The sequence below is a fragment of the Thauera sp. WH-2 genome (assembly GCF_048321015.1).
GTDB lineage: Bacteria > Pseudomonadota > Gammaproteobacteria > Burkholderiales > Rhodocyclaceae > Thauera.
The window spans coordinates 20,581-42,934 of record NZ_JBLWFG010000006.1; the positions used below are offsets into that span (position 1 = coordinate 20,581).

The 22,354-nt window shown below is 65.3% G+C and carries 27 protein-coding genes; 3 read left to right on the forward strand and 24 right to left on the reverse strand.

What is annotated here, in order from left to right; translation table 11 throughout:
• Positions 1-28: 28 nt before the first annotated feature.
• The 13 genes from ACNKW1_RS11095 to rpoE all read right to left on the reverse strand — a co-directional run bounded on the left by ACNKW1_RS11095 (position 29) and on the right by rpoE (position 10,534).
• Positions 29-781, reverse strand: coding sequence for a pyridoxine 5'-phosphate synthase (locus ACNKW1_RS11095; RefSeq protein ID WP_418364653.1), 753 nt, complete (start codon positions 779-781; stop codon positions 29-31).
• Entirely contained in the window at positions 781-1,533 is a 753-nt protein-coding gene (recO, locus tag ACNKW1_RS11100) for a DNA repair protein RecO (protein ID WP_418364654.1), read from the reverse strand. Before recO ends, ACNKW1_RS11095 begins: the two co-directional genes overlap by 1 nt.
• A 15-nt stretch (positions 1,534-1,548) precedes the next feature.
• Positions 1,549-2,481: a GTPase Era gene (era, locus tag ACNKW1_RS11105; protein WP_418364655.1), complete on the reverse strand. Its 933-nt coding sequence runs from the start codon at positions 2,479-2,481 to the stop codon at positions 1,549-1,551.
• Positions 2,478-3,149, reverse strand: a complete 672-nt coding sequence (rnc, locus tag ACNKW1_RS11110; RefSeq protein WP_418364656.1) for a ribonuclease III — start codon at positions 3,147-3,149, stop codon at positions 2,478-2,480. The genes era and rnc overlap by 4 nt, the downstream gene beginning before the upstream one ends.
• Before the next feature lie 4 nt (positions 3,150-3,153).
• Positions 3,154-3,516, reverse strand: a complete 363-nt coding sequence (locus ACNKW1_RS11115) for a DUF4845 domain-containing protein (RefSeq protein WP_418364657.1) — start codon at positions 3,514-3,516, stop codon at positions 3,154-3,156.
• 15 nt (positions 3,517-3,531) lie between these two features.
• Positions 3,532-4,320: a signal peptidase I gene (gene lepB / locus ACNKW1_RS11120; protein WP_418364658.1), complete on the reverse strand. Its 789-nt coding sequence runs from the start codon at positions 4,318-4,320 to the stop codon at positions 3,532-3,534.
• A 10-nt stretch (positions 4,321-4,330) separates the two neighbouring features.
• Positions 4,331-6,127: a translation elongation factor 4 gene (lepA, locus tag ACNKW1_RS11125; RefSeq protein ID WP_418364659.1), complete on the reverse strand. Its 1,797-nt coding sequence runs from the start codon at positions 6,125-6,127 to the stop codon at positions 4,331-4,333.
• A gap of 79 nt (positions 6,128-6,206) precedes the next feature.
• Positions 6,207-6,482 (reverse strand): glutaredoxin family protein, encoded by a 276-nt coding sequence (locus ACNKW1_RS11130; protein WP_418364660.1) that lies wholly within the window; start codon positions 6,480-6,482, stop codon positions 6,207-6,209.
• Positions 6,479-7,939: a Do family serine endopeptidase gene (locus tag ACNKW1_RS11135; RefSeq protein ID WP_418364661.1), complete on the reverse strand. Its 1,461-nt coding sequence runs from the start codon at positions 7,937-7,939 to the stop codon at positions 6,479-6,481. Before ACNKW1_RS11135 ends, ACNKW1_RS11130 begins: the two co-directional genes overlap by 4 nt.
• Complete coding sequence (locus ACNKW1_RS11140) at positions 7,936-8,409, reverse strand: SoxR reducing system RseC family protein (protein ID WP_418364662.1); 474 nt, start codon at positions 8,407-8,409, stop codon at positions 7,936-7,938. Before ACNKW1_RS11140 ends, ACNKW1_RS11135 begins: the two co-directional genes overlap by 4 nt.
• Positions 8,406-9,374 (reverse strand): MucB/RseB C-terminal domain-containing protein, encoded by a 969-nt coding sequence (locus ACNKW1_RS11145; RefSeq protein WP_418364663.1) that lies wholly within the window; start codon positions 9,372-9,374, stop codon positions 8,406-8,408. The genes ACNKW1_RS11140 and ACNKW1_RS11145 overlap by 4 nt, the downstream gene beginning before the upstream one ends.
• Entirely contained in the window at positions 9,371-9,925 is a 555-nt protein-coding gene (locus ACNKW1_RS11150) for a sigma-E factor negative regulatory protein (protein WP_418364664.1), read from the reverse strand. The genes ACNKW1_RS11145 and ACNKW1_RS11150 overlap by 4 nt, the downstream gene beginning before the upstream one ends.
• A 9-nt stretch (positions 9,926-9,934) precedes the next feature.
• The gene (gene rpoE, locus ACNKW1_RS11155) at positions 9,935-10,534 is read right to left on the reverse strand and encodes an RNA polymerase sigma factor RpoE (protein ID WP_418364665.1); all 600 of its coding nucleotides are present in this window, start codon (positions 10,532-10,534) and stop codon (positions 9,935-9,937) included.
• A 320-nt stretch (positions 10,535-10,854) separates the two neighbouring features.
• On the opposite strand from rpoE, the gene nadB reads away from it, so the two are divergent.
• Positions 10,855-12,453, forward strand: a complete 1,599-nt coding sequence (gene nadB / locus ACNKW1_RS11160; RefSeq protein ID WP_418364666.1) for an L-aspartate oxidase — start codon at positions 10,855-10,857, stop codon at positions 12,451-12,453.
• Positions 12,454-12,503: 50 nt separating this feature from the next.
• On the opposite strand, the gene ACNKW1_RS11165 is transcribed toward nadB, so the two are convergent.
• From ACNKW1_RS11165 to ACNKW1_RS11205, 9 genes are all read right to left on the reverse strand, one after another.
• Entirely contained in the window at positions 12,504-13,010 is a 507-nt protein-coding gene (locus ACNKW1_RS11165) for a hypothetical protein (protein ID WP_418364667.1), read from the reverse strand.
• A gap of 45 nt (positions 13,011-13,055) precedes the next feature.
• Positions 13,056-14,291 carry a beta-ketoacyl-ACP synthase II gene (fabF, locus tag ACNKW1_RS11170; protein WP_418364668.1) on the reverse strand — a complete coding sequence of 412 codons (1,236 nt, stop codon included), beginning with the start codon at positions 14,289-14,291 and terminating at the stop codon, positions 13,056-13,058.
• 120 nt (positions 14,292-14,411) lie between these two features.
• Positions 14,412-14,651 carry an acyl carrier protein gene (acpP, locus tag ACNKW1_RS11175; protein ID WP_011765359.1) on the reverse strand — a complete coding sequence of 80 codons (240 nt, stop codon included), beginning with the start codon at positions 14,649-14,651 and terminating at the stop codon, positions 14,412-14,414.
• A gap of 84 nt (positions 14,652-14,735) precedes the next feature.
• A complete protein-coding gene (gene fabG / locus ACNKW1_RS11180; protein WP_418364669.1) occupies positions 14,736-15,485 on the reverse strand; it encodes a 3-oxoacyl-ACP reductase FabG in 750 nt (249 codons plus the stop codon).
• 3 nt (positions 15,486-15,488) lie between these two features.
• The gene (gene fabD, locus ACNKW1_RS11185; RefSeq protein WP_418364670.1) at positions 15,489-16,418 is read right to left on the reverse strand and encodes an ACP S-malonyltransferase; all 930 of its coding nucleotides are present in this window, start codon (positions 16,416-16,418) and stop codon (positions 15,489-15,491) included.
• A 32-nt stretch (positions 16,419-16,450) separates the two neighbouring features.
• Complete coding sequence (locus ACNKW1_RS11190; RefSeq protein ID WP_418364671.1) at positions 16,451-17,416, reverse strand: beta-ketoacyl-ACP synthase III; 966 nt, start codon at positions 17,414-17,416, stop codon at positions 16,451-16,453.
• Positions 17,413-18,429, reverse strand: a complete 1,017-nt coding sequence (plsX, locus tag ACNKW1_RS11195; RefSeq protein ID WP_418364672.1) for a phosphate acyltransferase PlsX — start codon at positions 18,427-18,429, stop codon at positions 17,413-17,415. The genes ACNKW1_RS11190 and plsX overlap by 4 nt, the downstream gene beginning before the upstream one ends.
• A gap of 95 nt (positions 18,430-18,524) precedes the next feature.
• The gene (gene rpmF, locus ACNKW1_RS11200; protein ID WP_418364673.1) at positions 18,525-18,704 is read right to left on the reverse strand and encodes a 50S ribosomal protein L32; all 180 of its coding nucleotides are present in this window, start codon (positions 18,702-18,704) and stop codon (positions 18,525-18,527) included.
• Positions 18,705-18,733: 29 nt separating this feature from the next.
• On the reverse strand, positions 18,734-19,258 hold the full coding sequence (locus ACNKW1_RS11205; RefSeq protein WP_418364674.1) for a YceD family protein: 525 nt from the start codon (positions 19,256-19,258) through the stop codon (positions 18,734-18,736).
• 47 nt (positions 19,259-19,305) lie between these two features.
• On the opposite strand from ACNKW1_RS11205, the gene ACNKW1_RS11210 reads away from it, so the two are divergent.
• Together ACNKW1_RS11210 and ACNKW1_RS11215 are read left to right on the forward strand one after the other, a co-directional pair.
• Positions 19,306-19,881, forward strand: a complete 576-nt coding sequence (locus ACNKW1_RS11210; RefSeq protein WP_418364675.1) for a Maf family protein — start codon at positions 19,306-19,308, stop codon at positions 19,879-19,881.
• A complete protein-coding gene (locus tag ACNKW1_RS11215) occupies positions 19,878-20,624 on the forward strand; it encodes an SAM-dependent methyltransferase (protein ID WP_418364676.1) in 747 nt (248 codons plus the stop codon). The genes ACNKW1_RS11210 and ACNKW1_RS11215 overlap by 4 nt, the downstream gene beginning before the upstream one ends.
• A 61-nt stretch (positions 20,625-20,685) precedes the next feature.
• On the opposite strand, the gene ACNKW1_RS11220 is transcribed toward ACNKW1_RS11215, so the two are convergent.
• Both ACNKW1_RS11220 and ACNKW1_RS11225 read right to left on the reverse strand, forming a co-directional pair.
• Entirely contained in the window at positions 20,686-21,342 is a 657-nt protein-coding gene (locus ACNKW1_RS11220; protein ID WP_418364677.1) for an HAD-IA family hydrolase, read from the reverse strand.
• Positions 21,335-22,297 (reverse strand): RluA family pseudouridine synthase, encoded by a 963-nt coding sequence (locus tag ACNKW1_RS11225; protein WP_418364678.1) that lies wholly within the window; start codon positions 22,295-22,297, stop codon positions 21,335-21,337. The genes ACNKW1_RS11220 and ACNKW1_RS11225 overlap by 8 nt, the downstream gene beginning before the upstream one ends.
• Positions 22,298-22,354: the final 57 nt, after the last annotated feature.

Genomic DNA, 22,354 nt, shown 5'->3' on the forward strand with positions numbered 1-22,354 from the left:
CACCGCTTGCGTTCCTTGCGCGCCTGGCTCACGCGGTCTGCGCGGCTTCGCGCATCAAGCGCTTCATCTCGACCACCGCCTCGCGCAGGCCGACGAAGACCGAACGGCTGACGATCGAATGGCCGATGTGCAGCTCGCGGATGCCATGCAGGCGGGCGATCGGCTGCACGTTGTAGTAGTTGAGCGCATGGCCCGCGTTGAAGCGCATGCCCAGGCGGCGCACGGCCTCACCCGCGTTGCGGATCTTGTCGATCTCGCCGACCACGTCCGGCGCCTCGGCATCGCGGCCGGCGGCGTGGAAGGCGTGGGCGTAAGGACCGGTGTGGATTTCGCAGACACGCGCGCCAATGCGGGCGGCAGCCTCGATCTGCTCAAGCTCCGCGTCGATGAAGACGCTGGTGACGATGCCGGCGTCGGCCAGGCGGGCGATGACGTCCTTGAGCCGCGCCTCCTGCGCTACCACATCGAGCCCGCCTTCGGTGGTGATCTCGTGCCGGCCCTCGGGCACCAGCATCGCCATCTGCGGCTGGGTGCGGCAGGCGATCGCGACCATCTCGTCGGTGGCCGCCATCTCGAGGTTGAGCTTGACCTGGGTAAGCTCGGCCAAGCGGCGCACGTCCTCGTCGTTGATGTGGCGGCGATCCTCGCGCAGGTGGATGGTGATGCCGTCCGCGCCGCCCAGGTGGGCTTCCACCGCGGCCCACACCGGATCGGGCTCCCAGGTGCGGCGCGCCTGGCGCAGCGTGGCGACGTGGTCGATATTGACGCCGAGTTCGATCATCAGAGTTCCTGCAATTCCTTCAGCACCCGGCGCGACTGCAACGGCTGGCCGCCCAAGGTGTGGTTGATCAGCATGCGCAGCAACTGCTTGGACTGGGCCAGCGTCTCTGCGCGGGAAAAATCGTCGGCGGCCATGTCGAGCAGGGTCTGTCCGGAGAGCAGTGGCTGCTCGCCGAGCGCCCCGGATTCGACCCCCTCCGCCTCCAGCGTTTCCAGCCTTACGGGCCCGCGTTCGATTATATAAAGGTAGCGCCCGTCGGGCTGAATCGCCGCGCCGCCGTCGGCTTCCACCGCGAGCCCGGCCTCGTAGCCCAGATCCTGCAGCAGGGCGAGCTCGAACCGACGCAGGATCGGCGACGCCGGCTCACCGCGGCCGAGCGCGCGCACCGCATCGACGTAGGCATCGAAGAGACGCGGGTGCGCATCCTCGCGCGCGGTCAGACGCATCAGAAGCTCGTTCAGATAGTAACCGCACAGCAGCCCCCGCCCCGAGAGCAGCGGCTGGCCACCCTGCCATTCGGCGCGCACCAGGGTCTTCACCTCACCGCCGCCTGACCAGTCCATCCGTAGGGGCTGGAATGCCAGGAGCACGCCGCGCAGCTGGGAATACGGTCTGCGCGCACCCTTGGCGACCAGTCCCACGCGGCCATGTTCGCGCGCGAAGATCTCCACGATCAGGCTTGTTTCGCGCCACGGATAGGTGTGGAGCACCCATGCGGGCTGCTGCTCGACGCGCTGCTTGGGTCCTGCCATGACAGGGCGCCCGGCTTACTCGTACCCCAGGCTCTTCAGCGCGCGCTCGTCGTCGGCCCAGCCGCTCTTCACCTTGACCCAAACCTCGAGGAAGACCTTGGCATCGAAGAGCTTCTCGAGCTCGACACGCGCCTCGCTCGAAATCCGCTTGAGCTTCTCGCCCCCACGGCCAATCACCATGGCCTTGTGGCCGGGTTTGTCGACGATCACCGCCGCGAAGATACGGCGAAGATTGCCCTCGACCTCGAACTTCTCGATCTCGACCGCGATACCGTAAGGCAACTCGTCGCCCAGCAGGCGGAACAGCTTCTCGCGCAGGAACTCGGAGGCGAGGAAGCGCTCGCTGCGATCAGTCACCTCGTCTTCCTCGAACATCGGCTCACCGACCGGCAACAATGGCGTGGCCGCAGCAATCAGGGCCTCGACGTTGCGCCCCTTCTCCGCCGACAACGGCACGATCTCGGCGAACGCCCGCAACTGGCGGAGCTCATCAATGAAGGGCAGCAGGCGCGCCTTGTCCTTGAGCTGATCCACCTTGTTGATGACGAGAATCACCCGTGACGACTCGGGGATCACGCTGAGCACCTTGCGGTCATCGTCGGTGAAGCGCCCCGCCTCGATGACGAAGAACACCAGGTCGACGTCGGCCAGCGCCTGCGACACCGTGCGGTTCATCGCGCGGTTGAGCGCGTTGCGGTGGTGGGTCTGAAAGCCCGGCGTATCGACGAAGACGAACTGCACCCCCTGCTCTGTGAGGATGCCGGTGACGCGATGGCGTGTGGTCTGCGCCTTACTTGAGACGATGCTGATCTTCTGCCCGATCAAACGGTTGAGCAGCGTGGACTTGCCGACATTGGGGCGGCCGACGATGGCGACGAAGCCGGCACGGGATGCCTGCTCGTCATGATCTTCAGCGCTTGCCGCCGGCGTGCTGGGGACTTCGCTCATTTCTTTCTCACCGCGGCGAGCGCAAGCTCGGCCGACTGTTGTTCGGCGATGCGCCGGCTCGGGCCGCGGCCCAGGGTGCGAACACCGAGTTTGGGAATGTCGCAGGCTACCTCGAACTCCTGCGAGTGCGCTTCGCCCAGCACCTGCACCATCGAATACGCCGGCAGCGGCAATCTGCGGCCCTGCAGCCACTCCTGCAGCGCTGTCTTGGGGTCCTTGCTGGGCTTGCGTGGGTCGACCTCGGCGAGCAGCGGTGCGTAGAGACGGTCGATGACCGACTTGGCAGCCGCGAAACCGCCATCGAGAAACACAGCCGCAAAAACCGCCTCCACCGCATCGGCAAGGATCGAGGGCCTGCCCGCCCCACCGGACCGCAGTTCGCCCTCCCCAAGGCGGAGGCACTCGCCGAGTTCGAGGTCTAACGCGACGCGATACAGCGCATCCTGACGCACCAGCGACGCACGGATCCGCGAGAGTTCTCCCTCACGCAGGGCCTCGAAACGCTCGAAGAGCGCGATCGACATGACGCAGTTGAGGATACTGTCGCCGAGGAACTCGAAGCGCTCGTTGTTCGGCTGGCCGAAGCTGCGGTGCGTGAGCGCCTCCTGCAGCAGGCCGGGCGAGGCGAAGACGTGCCCGAGTCGGGCCTGCAAGCGTTCCGCGGTCATCGGGTCAACGCACCTCGCTGCTCGGACTGAGCTCGAACAGCAGACTCACGTTGGCCACCAGCGGCACCGTGCGGGCGTACTGGACCTCCACCACGGTCTTTCCTCCGCTGCGGTCGATCACCAGATCGGCACCGGAAACACTCGAAACGTCGTCGATGGACTTGCGCCGGTCGAAATTGCGTCGCGCCTCGATCACCGACGTGCCATTGTCGATGTCATTGGCCAGGATGCCGACGATGCGCTTGATCGCCATGTACTCATTGAAAACCGGCACCGTGCGAAAGGCGACGATCAACAGAAAGGCCGCAAAGGCGCCGACGATCATCACGCCGAGCAGGCTCACGCCGCGTTGGGATGTGTGGTTCATGAGGTCTCCCGAGTCTTAATGAAAGCTGCCGATGCGCTTCATGTCGCTGAAGTTGAACCAGATGAAGAAGGCGCGCCCCACGATGTTCTCTTCCGGGACGAACCCCCAGACCCGGCTGTCGCTGCTTGCGTCACGGTTGTCGCCGAGCACGAAGAAATGCCCTTCAGGCACGGTACAGCGCAGCCCGGAGTGCGTATAGGTGCAATTGTCACGGTTCGGGAAATTCAGCACATGCGGCACAAAGGCAGGCGCCTCGCGCTCGATCAGCACTGAGTGTTCGACCGTGCCGAGTTGCTCGGTGTATTGCGGTGAGTAATACAGCCGGTCCGGATGCAGGTAGGTGCCGTTCTCTTCGATCGGGACAGCCTCGCCGTTGATGGTGAGCCGCTTGTTGACGTACTCGACCCGATCGCCCGGCACGCCAACCACGCGCTTGATGTAGTCCATCGAGGGGTCCGCCGGATAGCGGAACACCATCACGTCACCACGCTGCGGATCGTTGAGGTCGATGATCTTCTTGTTGATCACCGGCAGTCGGATACCGTAGGTCCACTTGTTGACCAGGATGAAGTCGCCCACCAGCAGCGTCGGAATCATCGAGCCTGAAGGGATCTTGAACGGCTCGACCACGAAGGAACGCAGGCCGAATACGATCAGGATCACCGGAAAGAAGCTCGCGCCGTACTCCACCCACCAGGGGTTGGGCGCACCGGCCGGGCGCAGCTTGCGTGCGTGGAAGCGGTCGAAGAACCACAGCACGCCGGTGGCGACCAGGAGCAGGAAAAGAGTCAGGGCGAAATTCATGCGGTTTCCGTCACTTGCCTTCGTCGGTGCGCAGCACGGCGAGGAAGGCCTCCTGCGGAATTTCCACGTTGCCCACCTGCTTCATGCGCTTCTTGCCTTCCTTCTGCTTCTCGAGCAGCTTCTTCTTGCGCGTGATGTCGCCGCCATAGCACTTGGCGAGCACGTTTTTGCGCAGCGCCTTGATCGTCTCGCGCGCGATGATGTGCGCACCGATCGCCGCCTGCACCGGCACATCGAACATCTGGCGCGGAATCAGCCCGCGCAGCTTGCTCGCCAGCTCGCGCCCGCGGTACTGTGCGCTGGCGCGGTGCACGATGACCGACAGCGCATCGACCTTCTCGCCGCCCACCATGAGGTCCAGCTTGACCAGATCGGCCGTGCGGTACTCCTTGAAGTCGTAGTCGAGCGAAGCATAGCCGCGCGACACCGACTTGAGCTTGTCGAAGAAGTCCATCACGACCTCGTTCATCGGCATCTCGTAGATCAGCTGCACCTGACGGCCGTGGTAGCGCATGTCGATCTGGTTGCCCCGCTTCTGGTTGCACAGCGTGATCACCGGACCGACGTAGTCCTGCGGCAGGAAGATGGTCGCGGTGATGATGGGCTCGCGGATCTCCTGGTATTTGCCCGGCTCCGGCAGCTTGGCCGGGTTCTCGACGTGGATCACCGAGCCATCGTTGAGCACCACCTCGTACACCACGGTCGGCGCGGTGGTAATGAGGTCCATGTCGAACTCGCGCTCCAGGCGCTCCTGCACGATATCCATGTGCAGCAGACCAAGGAAGCCACAACGGAAGCCGAAGCCGAGCGCCTGCGAGACCTCCGGTTCGAACTGCAGCGAGGCGTCATTCAGGCGCAGTTTCTCCAGCGAGTCGCGAAGCTGGTCGTACTCGGAGGATTCAACTGGATACAGGCCGGCGAACACCTGCGGCTTGATCTCCTTGAAGCCGGGCAGCGCCTCGGCTGCGGGCCGGCTGGCGAGCGTGACGGTGTCGCCCACCTTGGCGGCTTCGATCTCCTTGATACCGGCGATGATGAAGCCCACCTCGCCGGCCCGCAGTTCTGCACGCGCCACCGAGCGCGGAGTGAAGACGCCGACCTGGTCACATGGATACTGCAGACCGTTCGACATCAGCAGGATGCGGTCCTTGGGCTTCAGCACGCCATCGACCACCCGCACCAGCATCACCACGCCGACGTAGTTGTCGAACCACGAGTCGATGATCAGCGCCTTGAGCGGCCCCTCGGGCTCGCCCACCGGCGGCGGCACGCGTGCCACGATGGCCTCGAGCACGTCTTCCACGCCCAGGCCAGTCTTGGCCGAGCACAGGATCGCCTCGGAGGCGTCGACGCCGATCACATCCTCGATCTCGCCACGCGCGTTCTCAGGATCCGCCGCAGGCAGGTCGATCTTGTTGAGCACCGGCACCACTTCGACATCGAGGTCGAGCGCGGTATAGCAGTTGGCCACCGTCTGCGCCTCGACGCCCTGCGAGGCATCGACGACGAGCAGCGCCCCCTCGCACGCGGCAAGCGAGCGGCTGACCTCGTAGGAAAAGTCGACGTGTCCCGGCGTGTCGATCAGATTCAGGTTATAAACCTGACCATTCTTCGCCTTGTAATGCAACGCCGCGGTCTGCGCCTTGATGGTGATGCCGCGCTCGCGCTCGATGTCCATCGAGTCGAGCACCTGCGCTTCCATCTCGCGCTCGGACAGTCCGCCGCAGAAGTGGATGAGTCGGTCGGCCAGGGTGGATTTGCCGTGGTCGATGTGGGCGATGATGGAGAAATTGCGTATGTGGTTCATGCGAAACGAAAAGGGTGCCTCACAGCACCCGTTTCGGAAAAATGTTCGGAAGGGTCGCGGCCGGTGCTTGGCGACCGCGTCAAGCCCGCGATTCTAGCGGAAAACCACTGCAATAAGCGCGTACCGCCGCTTCGTCGAGATGGTAGTTGCACAACACCTGTTCGCCGTGCAGCAGCACGGGCACCAGTTCATCCCAGCGCGCCTCCAGCGCAGGATCCTCATCGACGTCCAGCACGCATATGCGCCAGCCATATTCCTGCGCGATCGGCTCGAGCGCGGCAACAAGGTCGTGGCACAGGTGGCACCACTGCCGGCTCATGACCGTGAAGCAGGCATCTGCCGTCTCGCCGGTCATCGCGCCGCCCGCAGGCTGACGAAGGATGCACCATCGCCACGATGGACGAGCAGCGTCACCTGCTCGCCGGGTGCAAGCCCAGCGACCGCGTGCTCGAAATCGGTGAGCTTGCCCAGGCGGATCTGCTGCCCCTTTCTCACCAGCGCCAGCACCAGGTCGCCGGGCACGATCTCGGCACGCGCGGCTGGACCCTGCGTACGCTGCACCAGCAGGCCGCTTTCAATGCCACGCTCACGGCGCTGCACCGCTGTGGGCTCGGCCAGTTCCAGACCGAGGCGGTTTGGCGCCTGAGCCGGCCCCTGCGCAGCGGCCTGCTCGGGCGCCTGCTCCGGATCCTGCCACTCGCCGACCTCGATCTCCAGCGCCTCCGGCACGCCACCGCGGTAGATCTCCACCTGCGCCCTGCTGCCCGGGCGCGCCGCGGCGACAATGCGCGGCAGGTCGGCGGAGCTTTCCACCACACGCGCGTTGAAGCGCACGATCACGTCCCCTTGCATCACGCCCGCGCGCGCAGCGGGCCCCTCCGGTTCGACCATGCTCACCAGTGCGCCTGCAGGACGGGGCAGACCAAAGCTGTCTGCCAGGTCGCGCGTGACCTCCTGGATGGACACCCCGATCCGGCCACGCTCCACCCGGCCCTGGGTGCGCAACTGTGCTTGCACGTCCATGGCAACATCGATCGGAATTGCGAACGACAGGCCCATGAAGCCACCGGTACGGCTGTAGATCTGCGAGTTGATGCCGACCACCTCGCCGCGCAGGTTGAACAGCGGCCCACCCGAATTACCCGGGTTGATCGCCACATCGGTCTGGATGAAGGGTACGAAGTTCTCATCCGGCAGGCTGCGCCCCTTCGCGCTGACGATGCCTGCCGTCACCGACTGCTCGAATCCGAACGGCGACCCGATCGCCAGCACCCACTCCCCCACCTGCAGCGCTTCCGGATCGCCAAGCACCACGTGCGGCAGATCAGCGGCATCGATGTGCAGCAGTGCAATGTCACTACGGACATCCGCACCGATTACAGTGGCATCGTACTCGCGCTTGTCCGCGAGCCGCACCAGCACCTCTTCGGCGCCCTCGATCACGTGCGCATTGGTGAGGATGTAACCGTCCGCGCCAATGATGAAGCCAGACCCGAGCGAACGGTCCTCCGGGTCGGCGCCCAGACCGGGGTTGTCCGGCGTGCGGGGGATGAATTTTCGGAAGAAGTCGAACATCGGGTCCGACTCGTCCAGTTCCGGAAGCCGGAACGGCATGCGCACCGGGGCCTCACTGCGCTGCGTCGCGCTGATGTTGACCACGGCTGCGCCCTGCTGAGCGGCGAGCACGCGGAAGTCGGGCAGCACGATCTCTGCCGCACCCACGGTCCCGAGGGGAAGCAGCAGCCACGCGCAGAGCACGACCACGAAGACCCGCAAGGCCCAGTCGGGAGAATGCGCGGACGGACGCTTCATTGCTGCAACGGGCGCAAGGTTCGTACGCACTCGTCCTCCCGCGTGAGCTCCATGTGCAGGCGACTGCGCCAGTTGCGGCTACGCGGAAGCGCCCGGTTGGCTGCCCAGGCAAGGCCGAGACCAAGGAGTGCACCGATCAGGGCGTAGAGATCCGCCCGCACTGCGCCGCCCAGGTGATTTCCCAGTGCAGCCCCCAGCAGCAGCAGCAGCGAGGCCAGCCCGTAGCTCGCGAATGCCGCGCGCAACGGAGCGCCCTCCGGGATGCTGATCAGCACGCTGTCACCCGGCTTCAGATCCAGCCGGGTCGGCAGCACGAACTCCTCTTTCGGCAGGCCGAAGGCATGACTGATCTGCACCGAGCGGCAGCCCCCCGGCTCGTCGCAGCGCCCGCAGCCACCGGTACTCTCGGACAGCTTCAACCAGGCCTGCCCGCCCTCGACCCGAAGAACGCGCGCCCGCGCCTGCATCATTGCTCGCGGGCCCGCACGCTCTCGCCGAGCCGCCGCACGGCCTGCTCAGGCGCTTCGCCCAGGGTCGTGACCAGATGCCCGTTCACCGTGCGTTTGAAAATGCTGATGGCTCCGTTCGAGATCGGCCCGAGGCCGATCGCCGACGCGTCCCCGACAGGCTCGATGAAGACCGAGATCGCAGCGAGACCATCGCTGAACACCATGTGCAAGGCCTCACCGCGCTCACGGCCGAGCGGCCTGCGCATCACCGAACTGAGGGTGTAGCCGGGCAAGGGCTCCGCGAGCGACCACCCTGCATCACGTTCGTCCAGATCGTTGCCGCGCGCATTGACTACCTGCCAGCCCTCGCCCTGGTCGAAGCGGGACTCGAGCAGGGCGGGATCGACCTCGCCACCGATCTGCAAGTCACTGAAACTGAACTGCTCGACCAGCCCGCCGCCCGCGTCCACCGTACGCGACTTCAGCAGCAGGCCCGTCTGCATCTCCGCCCACAGCACATGTCCATAGCGCAGGTTGTCCCGAGGCTCCAGCAACACGGATTGCGCCTCGTATCCTGCGACGCGACTCACCTCGCCCTTGCGGATGCGGTAGTGCTCGGCGAGACCACCTGGCGAGCCCGGTAGCCGCGCAGGAAAGGCACGTCGCCCGGCCGCTTCGTCGATGATCACCGTACGCCGCTCGGGCAACACGCAGTGAACCTCGTTCCCCCGCCGGATCACCTCGCGCGGACTGCCATCGAGCACTTCGAGGCGTTCATATTCGACCCCACCTTCCACGCGATGGACGATACGGGAGGTCTCGACCTGTCCGCCGGATTGATAGACGAACGTACCCACATAATTGAGCCGCTGCCCGGCCGAGGCAATCCGGCCAAGCCAGGACAACGGATCGGAGGGCGCGTCCGCCCGAGCGGGCCCCTGCGCCAGCAGGGCGCAAAAGCCGAGCGCGACCGCGAACAACCTCATCGGTTGGCACCCAGACGCTGATCGGAAACGGTGCGAACGTACTGCACGCCCGCCGGCAGCGGGCCGCTACGCGACAGGCCCTGGTGCGCGAACACGTATTCGCGCAGCGGGTCGTCGCCCAAGCCTGCCGTACCCGCCTGCGACGGCGCGGCCTTGACGAGCTGCACGACGGCCGCATTGGAAGCAATCTGCGGCGCCGGCGCCTCCTGCCGATAGAGCGTCGCAGCGACGAGTCCGACCGCGGCCACGCCCATCACCGAGGCGGCCAGCGGCATCAGCGACCGCCACAGTCTGCGCCCGTCACCATCCGCCTGCGCGCGCGCCGGCTGGGCGAGCGGTGCGAGCAGCGTGGGTTCGTCCTCTAGTTCACTCATGACGCGCGCGACGAACCCGCTCGATCGCGGCTGATCTCCGCGCAGCGTGTCGCCGATCAGACAGTAGGTTTCCCAGTCCTCGCGCAGATCCGGATCCCGACGCAAGCGTTCGAACACGGCCAGAGAGGCCTGATCGTCGAGATCTCCATCGAGCAGAGCCGATACCTTGTCCTTCATACTCGTTACCTACCAACGTTTGTCCGGGGCCGTATCGAGCAGAGGCCGCAGACGTTCAGCAATCGCTTCGCGCGCACGGAAGATCCGCGAGCGCACGGTCCCTATCGGGCACTCCATGATGCCGGCGATCTCCTCGTAGCTCAGACCCTCGAGCTCGCGCAGCATGATGGCGGTTCTCAATTCCTCCGGCAGCGCGGCCATTGCGTCCTCCACGGTCTCGCCGATCTGGCGGGTCATCATCAGCCGCTCGGGCGTGTTGATGTCACGCAACTGATCGCCGTCCTCGAAGGTTTCCGCCTCCTCGGAGTCGAAACTGGTCGACGTTGGCGCCCTTCTGCCCTGGGAGACGAGATAGTTCTTGGCCGTATTGACACCGATACGGTACAGCCAGGTGTAGAACGCACTGTCTCCCCGGAACGAGCCCAATGCGCGGTAGGCCTTGATGAAGGTCTCCTGCGCAACGTCCTCGACTTCGGCTGGATCGCGTATCAGCCTGGAAAGCAGACGGTTCAGCTTGCGCTGGTACTTGGATACCAGCAAGCCGAACGCCTGCTTGTCGCCGCGCTGCACGCGCTCGACGAGTTGCTGATCGAGTTCACGATCGCTCATGGGAACTGGGTTCTTCCGGGTATTTGAATGACAAAACGCCCGGATTATAAGCGACCGGTCACGCCAACAGCAGTAGTCGAAGACAGTCAGATGACCCGGCCCCTGCAAAATAGTTCAGGCGCTCATCCGCAAACGCCGCTCAGTAACCCGCCTCGCATGCAGACCTGCATGCCTGGCGCACCTGTCAAGGCGGCACCAGCCGCCAGGATCGAGCAGTTCGCGAGCAGTCACTCGCAAGGCCCGCACGGTCGAGCGGGTTTATTGGGGCCTCTCATGGCGTGCTATATTCCTTCTCCCTTTAATCCGGCCCGAGCGACATCTTGCTGAAACAGTACGACGTTCTCATTCTTGGCAGCGGCACGGCTGGCCAATCCATGGCGCTCCGGCTTGCCGACCACCTTCGCGTCGCGCTGGTCACCAAACGTGAACTGGCCGACAGCGCCAGCAACTGGGCGCAAGGCGGCATCGCCGCGGTGCTCGACACCACCGACAGCATCGAAGCGCACATCCAGGACACCTTCGTTGCCGGCGCCGGCCTGTGCAACCCCAAGTCGACCCGCTTCGTGGTCGAGAACGGCAAGCGCGCCATCGAGTGGCTGATCGACCGCGGCGTGCCCTTCACGCGCGAGGCAGATTCAGAGCTCGGCTACCACCTCACGCGCGAGGGCGGGCACTCGCACCGACGCATCATCCATGCCGCAGACGCCACCGGCGCTGCAGTGCAGGCCACGCTCGGCGACCATGTTCGCAACCACCCGAACATCGACATCTACGACCACCACATCGCAGTGGACCTGGTCGTCGGTGACAAGGTCGGCCACCCCGGCGCCGGCTGCCTCGGCGCCTACGTACTCGACATCGTCAACGACCGTGTGGTCACGTTCTCCGCCCAGCACACCGTGCTCGCTACCGGCGGCACCGGCAAGGTCTACCTGTACACGACCAACCCCGACGTCGCGACCGGCGACGGCGTGGCCATGGCGTGGCGCGCCGGATGCCGGGTGGGCAACATGGAATTCATCCAGTTCCACCCCACCTGCCTGTACCACCCGCAGGCGAAGTCTTTCCTCATCTCCGAAGCGGTGCGCGGTGAAGGTGGACTGCTGAAACTGCCCGATGGCACGCGCTTCATGCCCGAGCACGATGCACGCGAGGAACTCGCGCCGCGCGACATCGTCGCACGCGCGATTGACTTCGAGATGAAGAAACGCGGCATCGACTGCGTCTACCTCGACATCAGCCACAAGCCTGCCGACTGGCTGCGCGGGCATTTTCCGAACATCTACGCGCGCTGCCTGGAACTGGGCATCGACATCACGCGCGAACCCATCCCGGTCGTTCCGGCAGCGCATTATTCCTGCGGCGGCATCGTCACCGACCTATCCGCACGTACGGATGTGCCGGGCCTGTACGCGGTGGGCGAATCCGCCTGCACCGGCCTGCACGGCGCAAACCGCCTGGCGAGCAACTCGTTGCTCGAATGTCTGGTGTTTGGCGAAGCCGCAGCGAAGGACATCCTTTCCAAGCAGCGCCTGCCGGCACCGAAGCTGCCGGACTGGGACGAGAGCCGGGTCACCGATGCCGACGAGGAGATCGTCATCGCCCACAACTGGGCAGAGCTGCGCCGCTTCATGTGGGACTACGTCGGCATCGTGCGCACCACCAAACGCCTGCGTCGCGCGCAGCACCGCATCCGCCTGCTCGAACGTGAGATCAACGAGTTCTACTCGAATTTCCGCATCAGCAACGACCTGATCGAACTGCGCAACCTCGTGGTCACCGCTGATCTGATCGTGCGTTGCGCGCTTCGGCGCAAGGAAAGCCGTGGCCTGCATCATTCGCGCGACTACCCCGAGATGCTGCCACGGGCTCGCGACACTGTCCTGCGCCCGGCAACACCCAGGGGGCTTGCACGCTGACGCTTGAAGGCCGACTCACGCCGCCGCGCGCTGCCGACGGCGGCGAGGCTTCAGACCACCGAGTGCGGCGGGGATTCGGTCGCGGCAGCCGGGTCCCGTGATGTCTTGTGCCGCAACCAGATCTTCAGCGCGCGCCAGTCGCTGCCTCCCACGTTGGCGCGCACCAGCATGAGCCAAGGCACCGGCGCCGGCATTCCTGTGCCCTCGCCCATCTCGACCCGCGGCACCGGCCTCAGCCACACCGCCCAACCAAGATCCACGGTCGCCGAGGGCGCTGTGCCGCACAGCACACCCTGTTCCACGTCGGAGGCAAACCACACCAGTTCACCTCCCGGCTCCAGCAGGATGCTCACCCCACGTTTTGCAGCCTCGGCGCGCAGACCGTGCCACAAAGTCGCCAGCAGCACGCCCCACACCATCAGCAGGGCTGCGACCCGAGCGCCATTCACGACTTCATCCTCCACGCCGACGCCCGAACCGAAAACGTGAAAAAGCGCCAGCGCGGCTGCGAGATGCGCAACCAGCACTGACGCCATCACAGCCCGGGAGGGCTGCATCCTGATCTCGCGCGGGAACTGCATGTCGCCCGCGACGGACCGGGTTCAGAAGCGCCGGAAGACCAGCGTCCCGTTCGTACCGCCGAAGCCGAAGTTGTTCTTCAGCGCGACATCGATCTTCATTTCCCGCGCGACGTTCGCGCAGTAGTCCAGATCGCACTCGGGGTCCTGTTCGAAGATGTTGATCGTCGGCGGCGAAATCTGGTTATGCACCGCAAGTACAGTAAACACCGACTCGACGCCGCCCGCCCCGCCGAGCAGGTGACCCGTCATCGATTTGGTCGAGTTCACGACCAGCTTCCTGGCATTCTCGACGCCAAAGGCAAGCTTGATCGCCTCGGTTTCGTTCTTGTCGCCGAGCGGCGTGGAGGTGCCATGCGCGTTGAGATACTGCACCTGATCGTGATTGACGCCGGCGTTCTTCAATGCGTTAAGCATGCTGCGACGCGGACCGTCGGTATCGGGCGCCGTCATGTGATAGGCATCGCCACTCATGCCGAAGCCGCCAAGCTCGGCGTAGATCTTCGCGCCACGCCTGACCGCATGCTCGTACTCTTCGATCACCATCACACCGGCGCCTTCGCCAAGCACGAAGCCGTCGCGATCCCTGTCCCAGGGACGGCTGGCAGTCGCGGGGTCGTCGTTGCGCGTGGACAGCGCCTTGGCCGAGGAAAAGCCGCCGATGGCGAGATTGGTGACGGTCGACTCGGCGCCGCCGCAGACCATCACGTCGGCATCGCCATATTCGATCATGCGCGCACTCATGCCGATCGCATGCAGTCCGGTCGTGCAGGCCGTGACCACCGCGAGATTGGGCCCCTTCATGCCGAACATGATCGACAGGTTGCCCGAGATCATGTTGATGATCGTGCCGGGAATGAAGAAGGGCGAGATCTTGCGCGGACCACCGCCGAGGAAGTCGTTGTGCGTTTCCTCGATCATCGGCAGACCGCCGATGCCGGAGCCGATATTGACACCGATGCGATCGGCGTTGGCGTCGGTGACCTCGAGGCCGGAGTCGCGGATTGCCTGGATGCCCGCTGCCATGCCGTAATGGATGAATACATCCATGCGGCGTGCCTCCTTGGGCGACAGGTAGGCGGACACATCGAAATCCTTCACTTCGCCCGCAACGCGCGAAGCGAAATTGCTGGCGTCGAAGCGGGTGATCGGACCGATGCCGCTCTTGCCGGCAATCAGGTTGTTCCAGGCTTCCGGAACCGTATTGCCCACCGGCGAGATCACGCCCAGACCGGTGACGACGACTCTACGACGCGACACAGGCAACTCCGTTGAATTCGGTAATAAGGAATGAAACCCCAAAGAACGAAAACCCGCCCAGGGTCACCGCAGAACCCTGCGGGCACCGGGCAGGCAACGCTTCAGGAGCGCGAACGAGGCTTACTTCTTGAGGTGGGCGTTGACGTAGTCGATCGCCTGCTGGACGGTGGTGATCTTCTCGGCCTCTTCGTCCGGAATCTCGCACTCGAATTCCTCTTCCAGCGCCATGACGAGTTCCACGGTGTCCAGCGAATCCGCGCCCAGATCATCCACGAACGAAGATTCGTTCTTGATCTCCGATTCGTTCACGCCAAGTTGCTCAGCGACGATCTTCTTGACGCGCTGTTCGATGTTCTCCATGAACCAACTCCTTCCTGAGACAGGTGTATTTAAAAAGCCGGCGTATTCTACCAAAACGCCGGGGAACCGCTATCCCGACGAGCGTCAGGACATGTACATGCCGCCATTCACGTGCAGGGTGGTTCCCGTCACGTACGCGGCCGCGGGAGATGCGAGGAACGCCACGGCGCCGGCAATCTCTTCCGGACGACCCAGGCGACCCAGCGCGATGTTGCCCAACAGGGCGTCGCGCGCGGCTTCGGGAAGCGCGCGCGTCATGTCGGTATCAATGAAACCGGGGGCAACACAGTTCACCGTGATGTTGCGGCTCCCCAACTCGCGCGCCAGTGCGCGCGTCATGCCCGCCACGCCGGCCTTCGCCGCAGCGTAGTTGGCCTGACCCGCATTACCGGAGCTGGCCACCACCGAGGTGATGTTGATGATGCGCCCGTTGCGGGCCTTCATCATGCCGCGCATCACGAGCTTGCTCATGCGGAAAACGGCGCGCAGGTTCGTGTCGATCACCGCGTCCCATTCCTCGTCCTTCATGCGCATCGAGATGTTGTCGCGCGTAATCCCGGCATTGTTGACCAGGATGCCGATGGCACCGAAGCGCTTCTCGATCTCGCCGACCAGCGCCTCGCAGGCCGCGGCATCGGTGACGTCAAGCGCCATGCCGGCCCCCTGCACACCTGTCTCGGCGAGCGCTTTACCGATGTCGGCAGCGCCGGAGTCGGACGTTGCGGTGCCGACCACGGTAGCGCCGAGGCGCCCCAGTTCGAGCGCCACCGCACGACCGATGCCGCGCGACGCGCCGGTGATCAGCGCGACCTGACCTTCAAGCGAAAAACTCATGATTCACCTCACTGCGCCAATGGCTTGCTCGAGGCTGGCCGCATCGTGCGCCGAACCCCCTTCCACATCCTTGGCGATGCGCTTGGTCATGCCTGCAAGCACCTTGCCCGGTCCGCACTCGATGATGTGGCTCATGCCACGGCCGGCCATCGCCTGCACCAGTTCAATCCAGCGCACCGGCGCATATGCCTGGCGCACCAGCGCATCACGGATCTTCTCCGGCTCGTCGTACACCGCAACATCGACGTTGTTGATGACGGCAATCTCCGGCTGCGCGATCGACACACCGGCCAGACGTTCAGCCAGGCGCTCCGCAGCCGGACGCATCAGTGCACAGTGGAAGGGCGCGGAAACCGGCAGCAGCACGGCGCGTTTGGCGCCCTTGGCCTTGGCGATCTCACCTGCACGCTCCACCGCAGCCTTTGCGCCCGCGATCACGATCTGGCCAGGGGCGTTCAGGTTGGCCGCCTCGACGACCTGTCCCTGCGCCGCCTCGGCGCAGGCCTCCCGCACCGCGTCGGCCTCCAGCCCCATCACTGCAGCCATCGCGCCCTCGCCCGCCGGCACCGCTTCCTGCATGGCCTGGGCGCGGAAGCGCACCAGCGGCACCGCATCCTTGAAGGCCAGCGCACCCGCGGCGACCAGAGCCGAGTACTCCCCGAGGCTATGGCCGGCGACCATGTCGGGCTTCGGACCACCTGCAGCAAGCCAGGCACGATAGGCCGCGACGCCCGCAGTCAGCATCAGAGGCTGGGTATTGACGGTCAACGCCAGACGTTCCGCCGGGCCATCACAGACCATCGTCCAGAGATCCTCGCCCAGCGCCTCGGACGCTTCGGCGAAGGTGTCACGAATCACGGCCGATTCGCCATAGGCGGCCATCATGCCGACCGACTGCGAGCCCTGGCCGGGAAAAACCAGCGCAAATGCCATGCTGTTCTCCAGTTTTGGGAGTTCGGGAAGTATCAGAAATCGATCAGGGCTGCGCCCCAGGTGAAGCCGCCACCCACGCCTTCGATGATGACCCGGTGCCCCGGACGGATCATTCCGCCACGCACCGCCTCATCAAGGGCAAGCGGGATCGACGCCGCCGAGGTATTGCCGTGGTGATCGACCGTCGTGACCACGCGCTCCATCGGCAGGCCGAGGCGCTTCGCCGTGGCCTGGATGATGCGGATGTTCGCCTGATGAGGGACCAGCCAGTCGACACTTTCGTTACCCTCGCCCGCGATGTCCAGCACTTCCTGGGCCACGTCGCCGAGCACCTTGACCGCAAACTTGAACACGGCCTGGCCGTCCATGCGCAGGAAGGGGTCGCCGATCACCTGTCCGGAAGCCACGCCGCCCGGCACGCACAGGATCGGGTGATGGCTGCCGTCGGCATGCAGCGCGGAAGACAGGATGCCCGGCCGCTCCGATGCCTCGAGCACCACCGCGCCGGCGCCGTCGCCAAACAGCACGCAGGTAGCGCGGTCGGACCAGTCGAGGATACGCGAGAACACCTCTGCGCCGATCACGAGCGCGCGCTTGTGGCTGCCCGAACGGATGAACTTCTCCGCGATGGAGAGCGCATACACAAAGCCGCTGCACACCGCCTGCACGTCGAACGCCGGACCGCCGTTGCGGATGCCAAGCTTGGACTGCACCAGCGCGGCCGTACTGGGGAAGATGTAGTCGGGCGTCGAGGTGGCGACAATGACCAGATCGATGTCATCGGCCTCGCAGCCGGCCGCCTCGATCGCGCGCTCGGCGGCGATGCGCGCCAGATCGCTGGCACCCACGTCAGCGGCCGCGAGGTGGCGTGCACGGATGCCCGAGCGGGTGACGATCCACTCGTCGGAGGTATCGATCCCCCGGGCGACGAGATCGTCGTTGCTGACCGGACTGCCGGGCAGGAAACTTCCGGTACCCGCGATGCGTGCGTAGATCATCCATTCACCTCGTTCATGCTCGCCATACGCTCGCTGATGCGCTCGATCAGGCAGTTCGAAGCCGCCTCGGCTGCACGCCCCAGCGCATTGCCGAACGCCAGCTTGTCGGCAGACCCGTGACTCTTCAGCACCACCCCGCGCAGACCCAGCAGCGGCGCGCCATTGTAGAGCCGGTGATCGACCCGCTTCTTGAAGCGCAGCAGCACCGGCAACGCACACAGACCCATCAGCCGGGTCAGCAGGGAACGCTTGAACTCCTGCTTCAGGAACGCGCCGATCATCTGCGCCAGCCCCTCGGAGGTCTTGAGCGCGACGTTGCCCACGAAGCCATCGCAGACAACCACATCAACCGTACCTTCGTAGATGTCGTTGCCCTCGACGTTACCGTAGAAGTTGAGCCCGCTGCCACGCAGCAGTTCGGACGCTTCCTTCACGACGTCGTTACCCTTGATGACCTCTTCGCCGATGTTCAGCAGACCGACGCTGGGGCGTTCCTTGTGCTCGATCGCCGCTACCAGCATCGCGCCCATCACGCCGAACTGCAGCAGGTGCTCGGCACTGCAATCGACGTTGGCACCCAGATCGAGGACATAGGTATGCCCCTTCACCGACGGCAGGATGGTCGCGATCGCGGGCCGGTCGATGCCAGGCAGCGTCTTGAGCACGAAACGGGAGATCGCCATCAATGCGCCGGTGTTGCCAGCGGACACTGCCGCGTTGGCCTCCCCCGACTTGACCAGGTCGATCGCGACCCGCATCGAAGAGTCCTTCTTGTTGCGCATGGCGATCGCAGGCGGATCGTCCATGGTCACGACCTCGCTGGCAGGATGCACCCGAAGCCGGGCGCCGTATTCGGAGGCTGCATTGCCCAGCAGGGGCCGAATCGCCTCTTCCCGGCCGACAAGGATCGCCCCGGCCTGGGGGTGGCTGCGCAGGAAATCCAGCGCTGCGGGCACGGTCACGACCGGGCCGTGATCGCCACCCATGCAGTCGATCGCAATGGTGACACCCATCGGCATATCGCGTGCTTTCTAGTTATCGTGGTCGGAAAAAAGGCGGCGCGGGCGCCAAGCGCCCTGCGCCGCCTTCGCGCATCCAGGCTGCCGGATTACTCGCCCTTGGCCTTCAGAACCTTCTTGCCGCGGTAGAAACCGTTCGGGCTGATGTGGTGGCGCAGATGCACTTCACCGGTGGTCGCCTCGACCGCCAGCGCCGGGCCGGTGAGGAAATCGTGGGCACGGTGCATGCCACGCTTGGACGGGGACTTCTTGTTCTGTTGAACGGCCATGGATAAAACTCCTAAAACAAATATCGCGCCTATTTCGCGCTGGGACTGCCTCGCAGCGACGCCAGCGCAGCGAAAGGCGATTCTTTTGACGCCGCCCCCGCTGGGGACGGCAGCTCACAAACCTGGTGTCGCGGGGCGATTGGCATGGCGAGCAGCACCTCGTCCTCGAGCAGCGCAAGCACATCGAGATCGCCATCGATCTCGATCGCATCGACCTGATCGTCCTCGAGCTCTTCCTCGGGGATCGGCTGACCGGCACGCACCGGCTGCAGCACCGTCTCAAGCTGCACAGGCCATGCAAGCCCGCCCAGACAACGCTGACAAGACAGATCGAGCTCGCCCGCAACCGTCAACCGCAGACGGGGCTCCGTACCTTGCACACCGTCGACCGTCGCCCCCTCCAGCGACCACTTCAGCGCGGCCTCGGTTGAGGCCAGCGCGTCGGCCAGACGCGGCAAATCGGCCACCTGCACTTCACCCTGCAGGGCGCGGTGCTCGGTAGCAAACCTGAACGGATCATGAATGACCCTGGACGGAACGCCTTGTTGCGACATAAGCCGCGCATGATATGATTTTTTCCACTTGCGTGTAAAGCCACATCATGAATCTCGTCCTCGCCTCCACCTCTGCCTACCGCAAGATTCTGCTCGAGCGGCTGCAACTCCCCTTCGACACAGACCGACCCGAGACCGACGAGGCACCGCTCGCAGGCGAGCGCCCGGCGGCCACCGCCGAGCGCCTCGCCTGCGAGAAGGCGCGCGCGGTCGCTGCGCGCTGGCCGGACGCGCTGATCATCGGCAGCGATCAGGTTGCCTATCTCGATGACGAGATCTTCGGCAAACCCGGCACCGAAGAGCGCGCGATCGCCCAGCTGCAGCGCATGCGCGGCAGGACGGTCGTGTTTCACACCGCGCTCGCCCTGCTCAACACACGCAGCGGTCACATCCAGGTGGAAGGCGTCCCCACCCATGTGCGCTTCCGCGACTTGAGCGACGCGGAGATCCAACGCTATGTTGCGCGCGAGCGACCGCTCGACTGCGCCGGCAGCGCGAAGTCCGAAGGACTGGGCATCGCGCTCCTCGAAGCCATGCGCGGCGACGACCCCACCGCACTGATCGGCCTGCCGCTGATCGCCCTGTCCCGCATGCTGCGCGCCGAAGGCGTGGAGTTGCCATGAGCGCGGCGGCAAACCACGCCACCAGCAAGGGAACGCTGTACCTGCTGCCGGTGGCGCTGGGCGAAACCACGCCCTGGCCAGCCTTCCTGCCCGCGCAGGCGCAAGCCGTCGCGGCGGAGCTGCGCCACTTCGTGGTCGAAACTGCGCGCGCGGCACGCGCGCATCTCAAACAGCTGGACTACCCTTACCCCCTGCGCGAAACGGACATCCAGGAACTCCCCGGGGATCCGGACAAGGCGACGGACGCCGCCTTCGACGCCCTGCTCGCACCCGCGCTCGCTGGTCACGACCTCGGCCTGATGTCGGACGCCGGCTGCCCCGCGGTGGCCGACCCGGGCGCCCGCCTCGTGGCCCGCGCGCACGCGCTCGGGATCCGCGTCGCGCCGCTGGTCGGCCCGTCCTCCATTCTGCTCGGGCTGATGGGCTCCGGACTGAACGGCCAGAGCTTCGCCTTCCACGGCTATCTCCCGGTCGCAGAGATGGAGCGCGATGCGCGCCTGCGCGCACTGGAGGAAGAATCGCGCCGGCTCGGACGCACGCAGCTCTTCATCGAGACGCCGTACCGCAACGAACGCATGCTCGAAGCACTGCTGAAGCAGCTCGGCCCCGCCACCCGCGTCTGCGTCGCCTGCGACCTCAATACGGCAGGCGAGACGATCCTCACCCGCACCGTGCGAGACTGGCGCAAGGCGGAACGGCCCGCATTAGCACGGCGACCGACCCTGTTCCTCGTTCTCGCCTGACGCCCCGAGCAGCCCCCACCCCGACGCAAGCGCTACGGGTCGAAAGCACCCCGGAAGCTGCTCAGGCGTGCATCAACAGCCAGCTCGCCATCTCGGCCGGCGTGCGAACGCAGGCAAGCGGCGACTCTGCCTCTAGCGCCACCAGGGGGTGTGCACCGAAGCCCACGCCGAGACTCGCAGTGCGCGCATTTTTCGCCATCTGCAGGTCGTGCGTGGTATCGCCGATCATCAGCGTGCGCTCCGGGCTGGCGCCCAACTCGTCCATCAGCGCCTCGAGCATCGCCGGATGGGGCTTGGAGAAGCACTCATCCGCACAGCGCGTGGCGTGGAAATAGCGCCCCAGCCCGGAATGCCCCAGCGCCCGGTCGAGCCCGATCCGACTCTTGCCAGTGGCGACCGCGAGCAGGTGCCCGCGCGCTGCGAGCGCGTCGATCATCTCGACCACGCCCTCGAACAGCGAGAGCTCCTGATCCGAGGACAGATAGTGGTGCCGGTAACGCTCCACCATGCGCGGATAGGCCGACTCTTCCAGGTCCGGGACCGCATGACGCAGGGCCTCGCCCAGCCCCAGCCCGATCACGTAGCGCGCACGCTCCTCCGCCAGCTCGGCAAGGCCGAGGTCGCGGGTCGCGGCCTGCATCGCGCGCACGATCGCGCCCGCCGAATCCATCAGCGTGCCATCCCAGTCGAAGACGATGAGGTCAAAACGTTCAGCCATGGGCATTTTTCTCCGCGGCATCGAGCCGCTCGATGAAGGATTGCAGGTCATCGGGCAGCGGCGATGCGAAGGACAGCGCCGCGCCGCTCAAGGGATGGGCGAAACGCAACAGCGCCGCATGCAGGAACATGCGCCGCAGCCCCTCGCCCTCGAGCTGCTTGTTGAGCGCGAAATCGCCGTATTTGTCATCGCCGCACAAGGGAAAGCCCAGGTGGGCGAGATGCACGCGGATCTGATGGGTGCGCCCGGTCTTGAGTTCCACCTCGAGCAGGCTGTAGTCGCGCCAGCGCCGAACTAGACGCACGATGCTGTGCGCAGGCTTGCCGTCCTCGGCCACACGCACGCGACGCTCACCCTCCGGGGTCAGGTACTTGTACAGCGGCGCCCTGACGTGCTGCATCGCGTTCGTCCAGCGCCCGGGCACCAGCGTCAGGTAGCGCTTCTCCACACTCCCCGCGCGCATCATGTCGTGCAGCGCCGTCAGGGCCGAGCGCTTCTTGGCGACGATCAGCAAGCCCGAGGTCTCGCGATCGAGGCGATGCGCAAGCTCGAGCATGCGCAGCTCCGGGCGCTGCACGCGCAGCTGCTCGATCACGCCGTAGCTCACCCCGCTGCCGCCATGCACCGCCTTGCCCGATGGCTTGTCGATGACCAGCAGCGCATCGTCCTCATAGACCACCGGCAACGGCTTGCCCGCCGGCGCGGGCGCGCTGCGCGTCGGCTCGGCGATGCGGATGGGCGGGATGCGCACCTCGTCGCCCTCCTGCAGACGGTAGGTCTGCTGCACACGGCGCCCATTCACCCGCACCTCACCGCTGCGCACGATGCGATAGACGTGACTCTTCGGCACGCCCTTGGCGAGGCGCAACAGGTAGTTGTCGATGCGCTGCCCTGCGGCCGCGTCGTCGATGCGCTCGTGGCGCACAGCGATCGCTTTGCTTTCAATCGTCGTCATGAAATATACTTCTGCGCGGTTAACCGGTCGCGTCCAGCCAAGTGCGGCGTCACAACA

Excerpts from the sequence above, each read along its gene's own strand:
- ACNKW1_RS11210 (WP_418364675.1), top strand. The coding sequence starts at position 19,306 with ATGAATCTCGTCCTCGCCTCCACCTCTGCCTACCGCAAGATTCTGCTC.
- ACNKW1_RS11205 (WP_418364674.1), bottom strand. The coding sequence starts at position 19,258 with ATGTCGCAACAAGGCGTTCCGTCCAGGGTCATTCATGATCCGTTCAGG.
- rpoE (WP_418364665.1), bottom strand. The coding sequence starts at position 10,534 with ATGAGCGATCGTGAACTCGATCAGCAACTCGTCGAGCGCGTGCAGCGC.
- lepA (WP_418364659.1), bottom strand. The coding sequence starts at position 6,127 with ATGAACCACATACGCAATTTCTCCATCATCGCCCACATCGACCACGGC.
- rnc (WP_418364656.1), bottom strand. The coding sequence starts at position 3,149 with ATGACCGCGGAACGCTTGCAGGCCCGACTCGGGCACGTCTTCGCCTCG.
- era (WP_418364655.1), bottom strand. The coding sequence starts at position 2,481 with ATGAGCGAAGTCCCCAGCACGCCGGCGGCAAGCGCTGAAGATCATGAC.
- rpmF (WP_418364673.1), bottom strand. The coding sequence starts at position 18,704 with ATGGCCGTTCAACAGAACAAGAAGTCCCCGTCCAAGCGTGGCATGCAC.
- ACNKW1_RS11115 (WP_418364657.1), bottom strand. The coding sequence starts at position 3,516 with ATGAACCACACATCCCAACGCGGCGTGAGCCTGCTCGGCGTGATGATC.
- ACNKW1_RS11215 (WP_418364676.1), top strand. The coding sequence starts at position 19,878 with ATGAGCGCGGCGGCAAACCACGCCACCAGCAAGGGAACGCTGTACCTG.
- ACNKW1_RS11135 (WP_418364661.1), bottom strand. The coding sequence starts at position 7,939 with ATGAAGCGTCCGTCCGCGCATTCTCCCGACTGGGCCTTGCGGGTCTTC.
- ACNKW1_RS11220 (WP_418364677.1), bottom strand. The coding sequence starts at position 21,342 with ATGGCTGAACGTTTTGACCTCATCGTCTTCGACTGGGATGGCACGCTG.
- ACNKW1_RS11165 (WP_418364667.1), bottom strand. The coding sequence starts at position 13,010 with ATGCAGCCCTCCCGGGCTGTGATGGCGTCAGTGCTGGTTGCGCATCTC.
- ACNKW1_RS11095 (WP_418364653.1), bottom strand. The coding sequence starts at position 781 with ATGATCGAACTCGGCGTCAATATCGACCACGTCGCCACGCTGCGCCAG.
- ACNKW1_RS11190 (WP_418364671.1), bottom strand. The coding sequence starts at position 17,416 with ATGATCTACGCACGCATCGCGGGTACCGGAAGTTTCCTGCCCGGCAGT.
- ACNKW1_RS11225 (WP_418364678.1), bottom strand. The coding sequence starts at position 22,297 with ATGACGACGATTGAAAGCAAAGCGATCGCTGTGCGCCACGAGCGCATC.
- ACNKW1_RS11150 (WP_418364664.1), bottom strand. The coding sequence starts at position 9,925 with ATGAAGGACAAGGTATCGGCTCTGCTCGATGGAGATCTCGACGATCAG.
- acpP (WP_011765359.1), bottom strand. The coding sequence starts at position 14,651 with ATGGAGAACATCGAACAGCGCGTCAAGAAGATCGTCGCTGAGCAACTT.
- ACNKW1_RS11130 (WP_418364660.1), bottom strand. The coding sequence starts at position 6,482 with ATGACCGGCGAGACGGCAGATGCCTGCTTCACGGTCATGAGCCGGCAG.
- recO (WP_418364654.1), bottom strand. The coding sequence starts at position 1,533 with ATGGCAGGACCCAAGCAGCGCGTCGAGCAGCAGCCCGCATGGGTGCTC.
- fabD (WP_418364670.1), bottom strand. The coding sequence starts at position 16,418 with ATGGCATTTGCGCTGGTTTTTCCCGGCCAGGGCTCGCAGTCGGTCGGC.
- ACNKW1_RS11145 (WP_418364663.1), bottom strand. The coding sequence starts at position 9,374 with ATGAGGTTGTTCGCGGTCGCGCTCGGCTTTTGCGCCCTGCTGGCGCAG.
- ACNKW1_RS11140 (WP_418364662.1), bottom strand. The coding sequence starts at position 8,409 with ATGATGCAGGCGCGGGCGCGCGTTCTTCGGGTCGAGGGCGGGCAGGCC.
- fabG (WP_418364669.1), bottom strand. The coding sequence starts at position 15,485 with ATGAGTTTTTCGCTTGAAGGTCAGGTCGCGCTGATCACCGGCGCGTCG.
- lepB (WP_418364658.1), bottom strand. The coding sequence starts at position 4,320 with ATGAATTTCGCCCTGACTCTTTTCCTGCTCCTGGTCGCCACCGGCGTG.
- plsX (WP_418364672.1), bottom strand. The coding sequence starts at position 18,429 with ATGGGTGTCACCATTGCGATCGACTGCATGGGTGGCGATCACGGCCCG.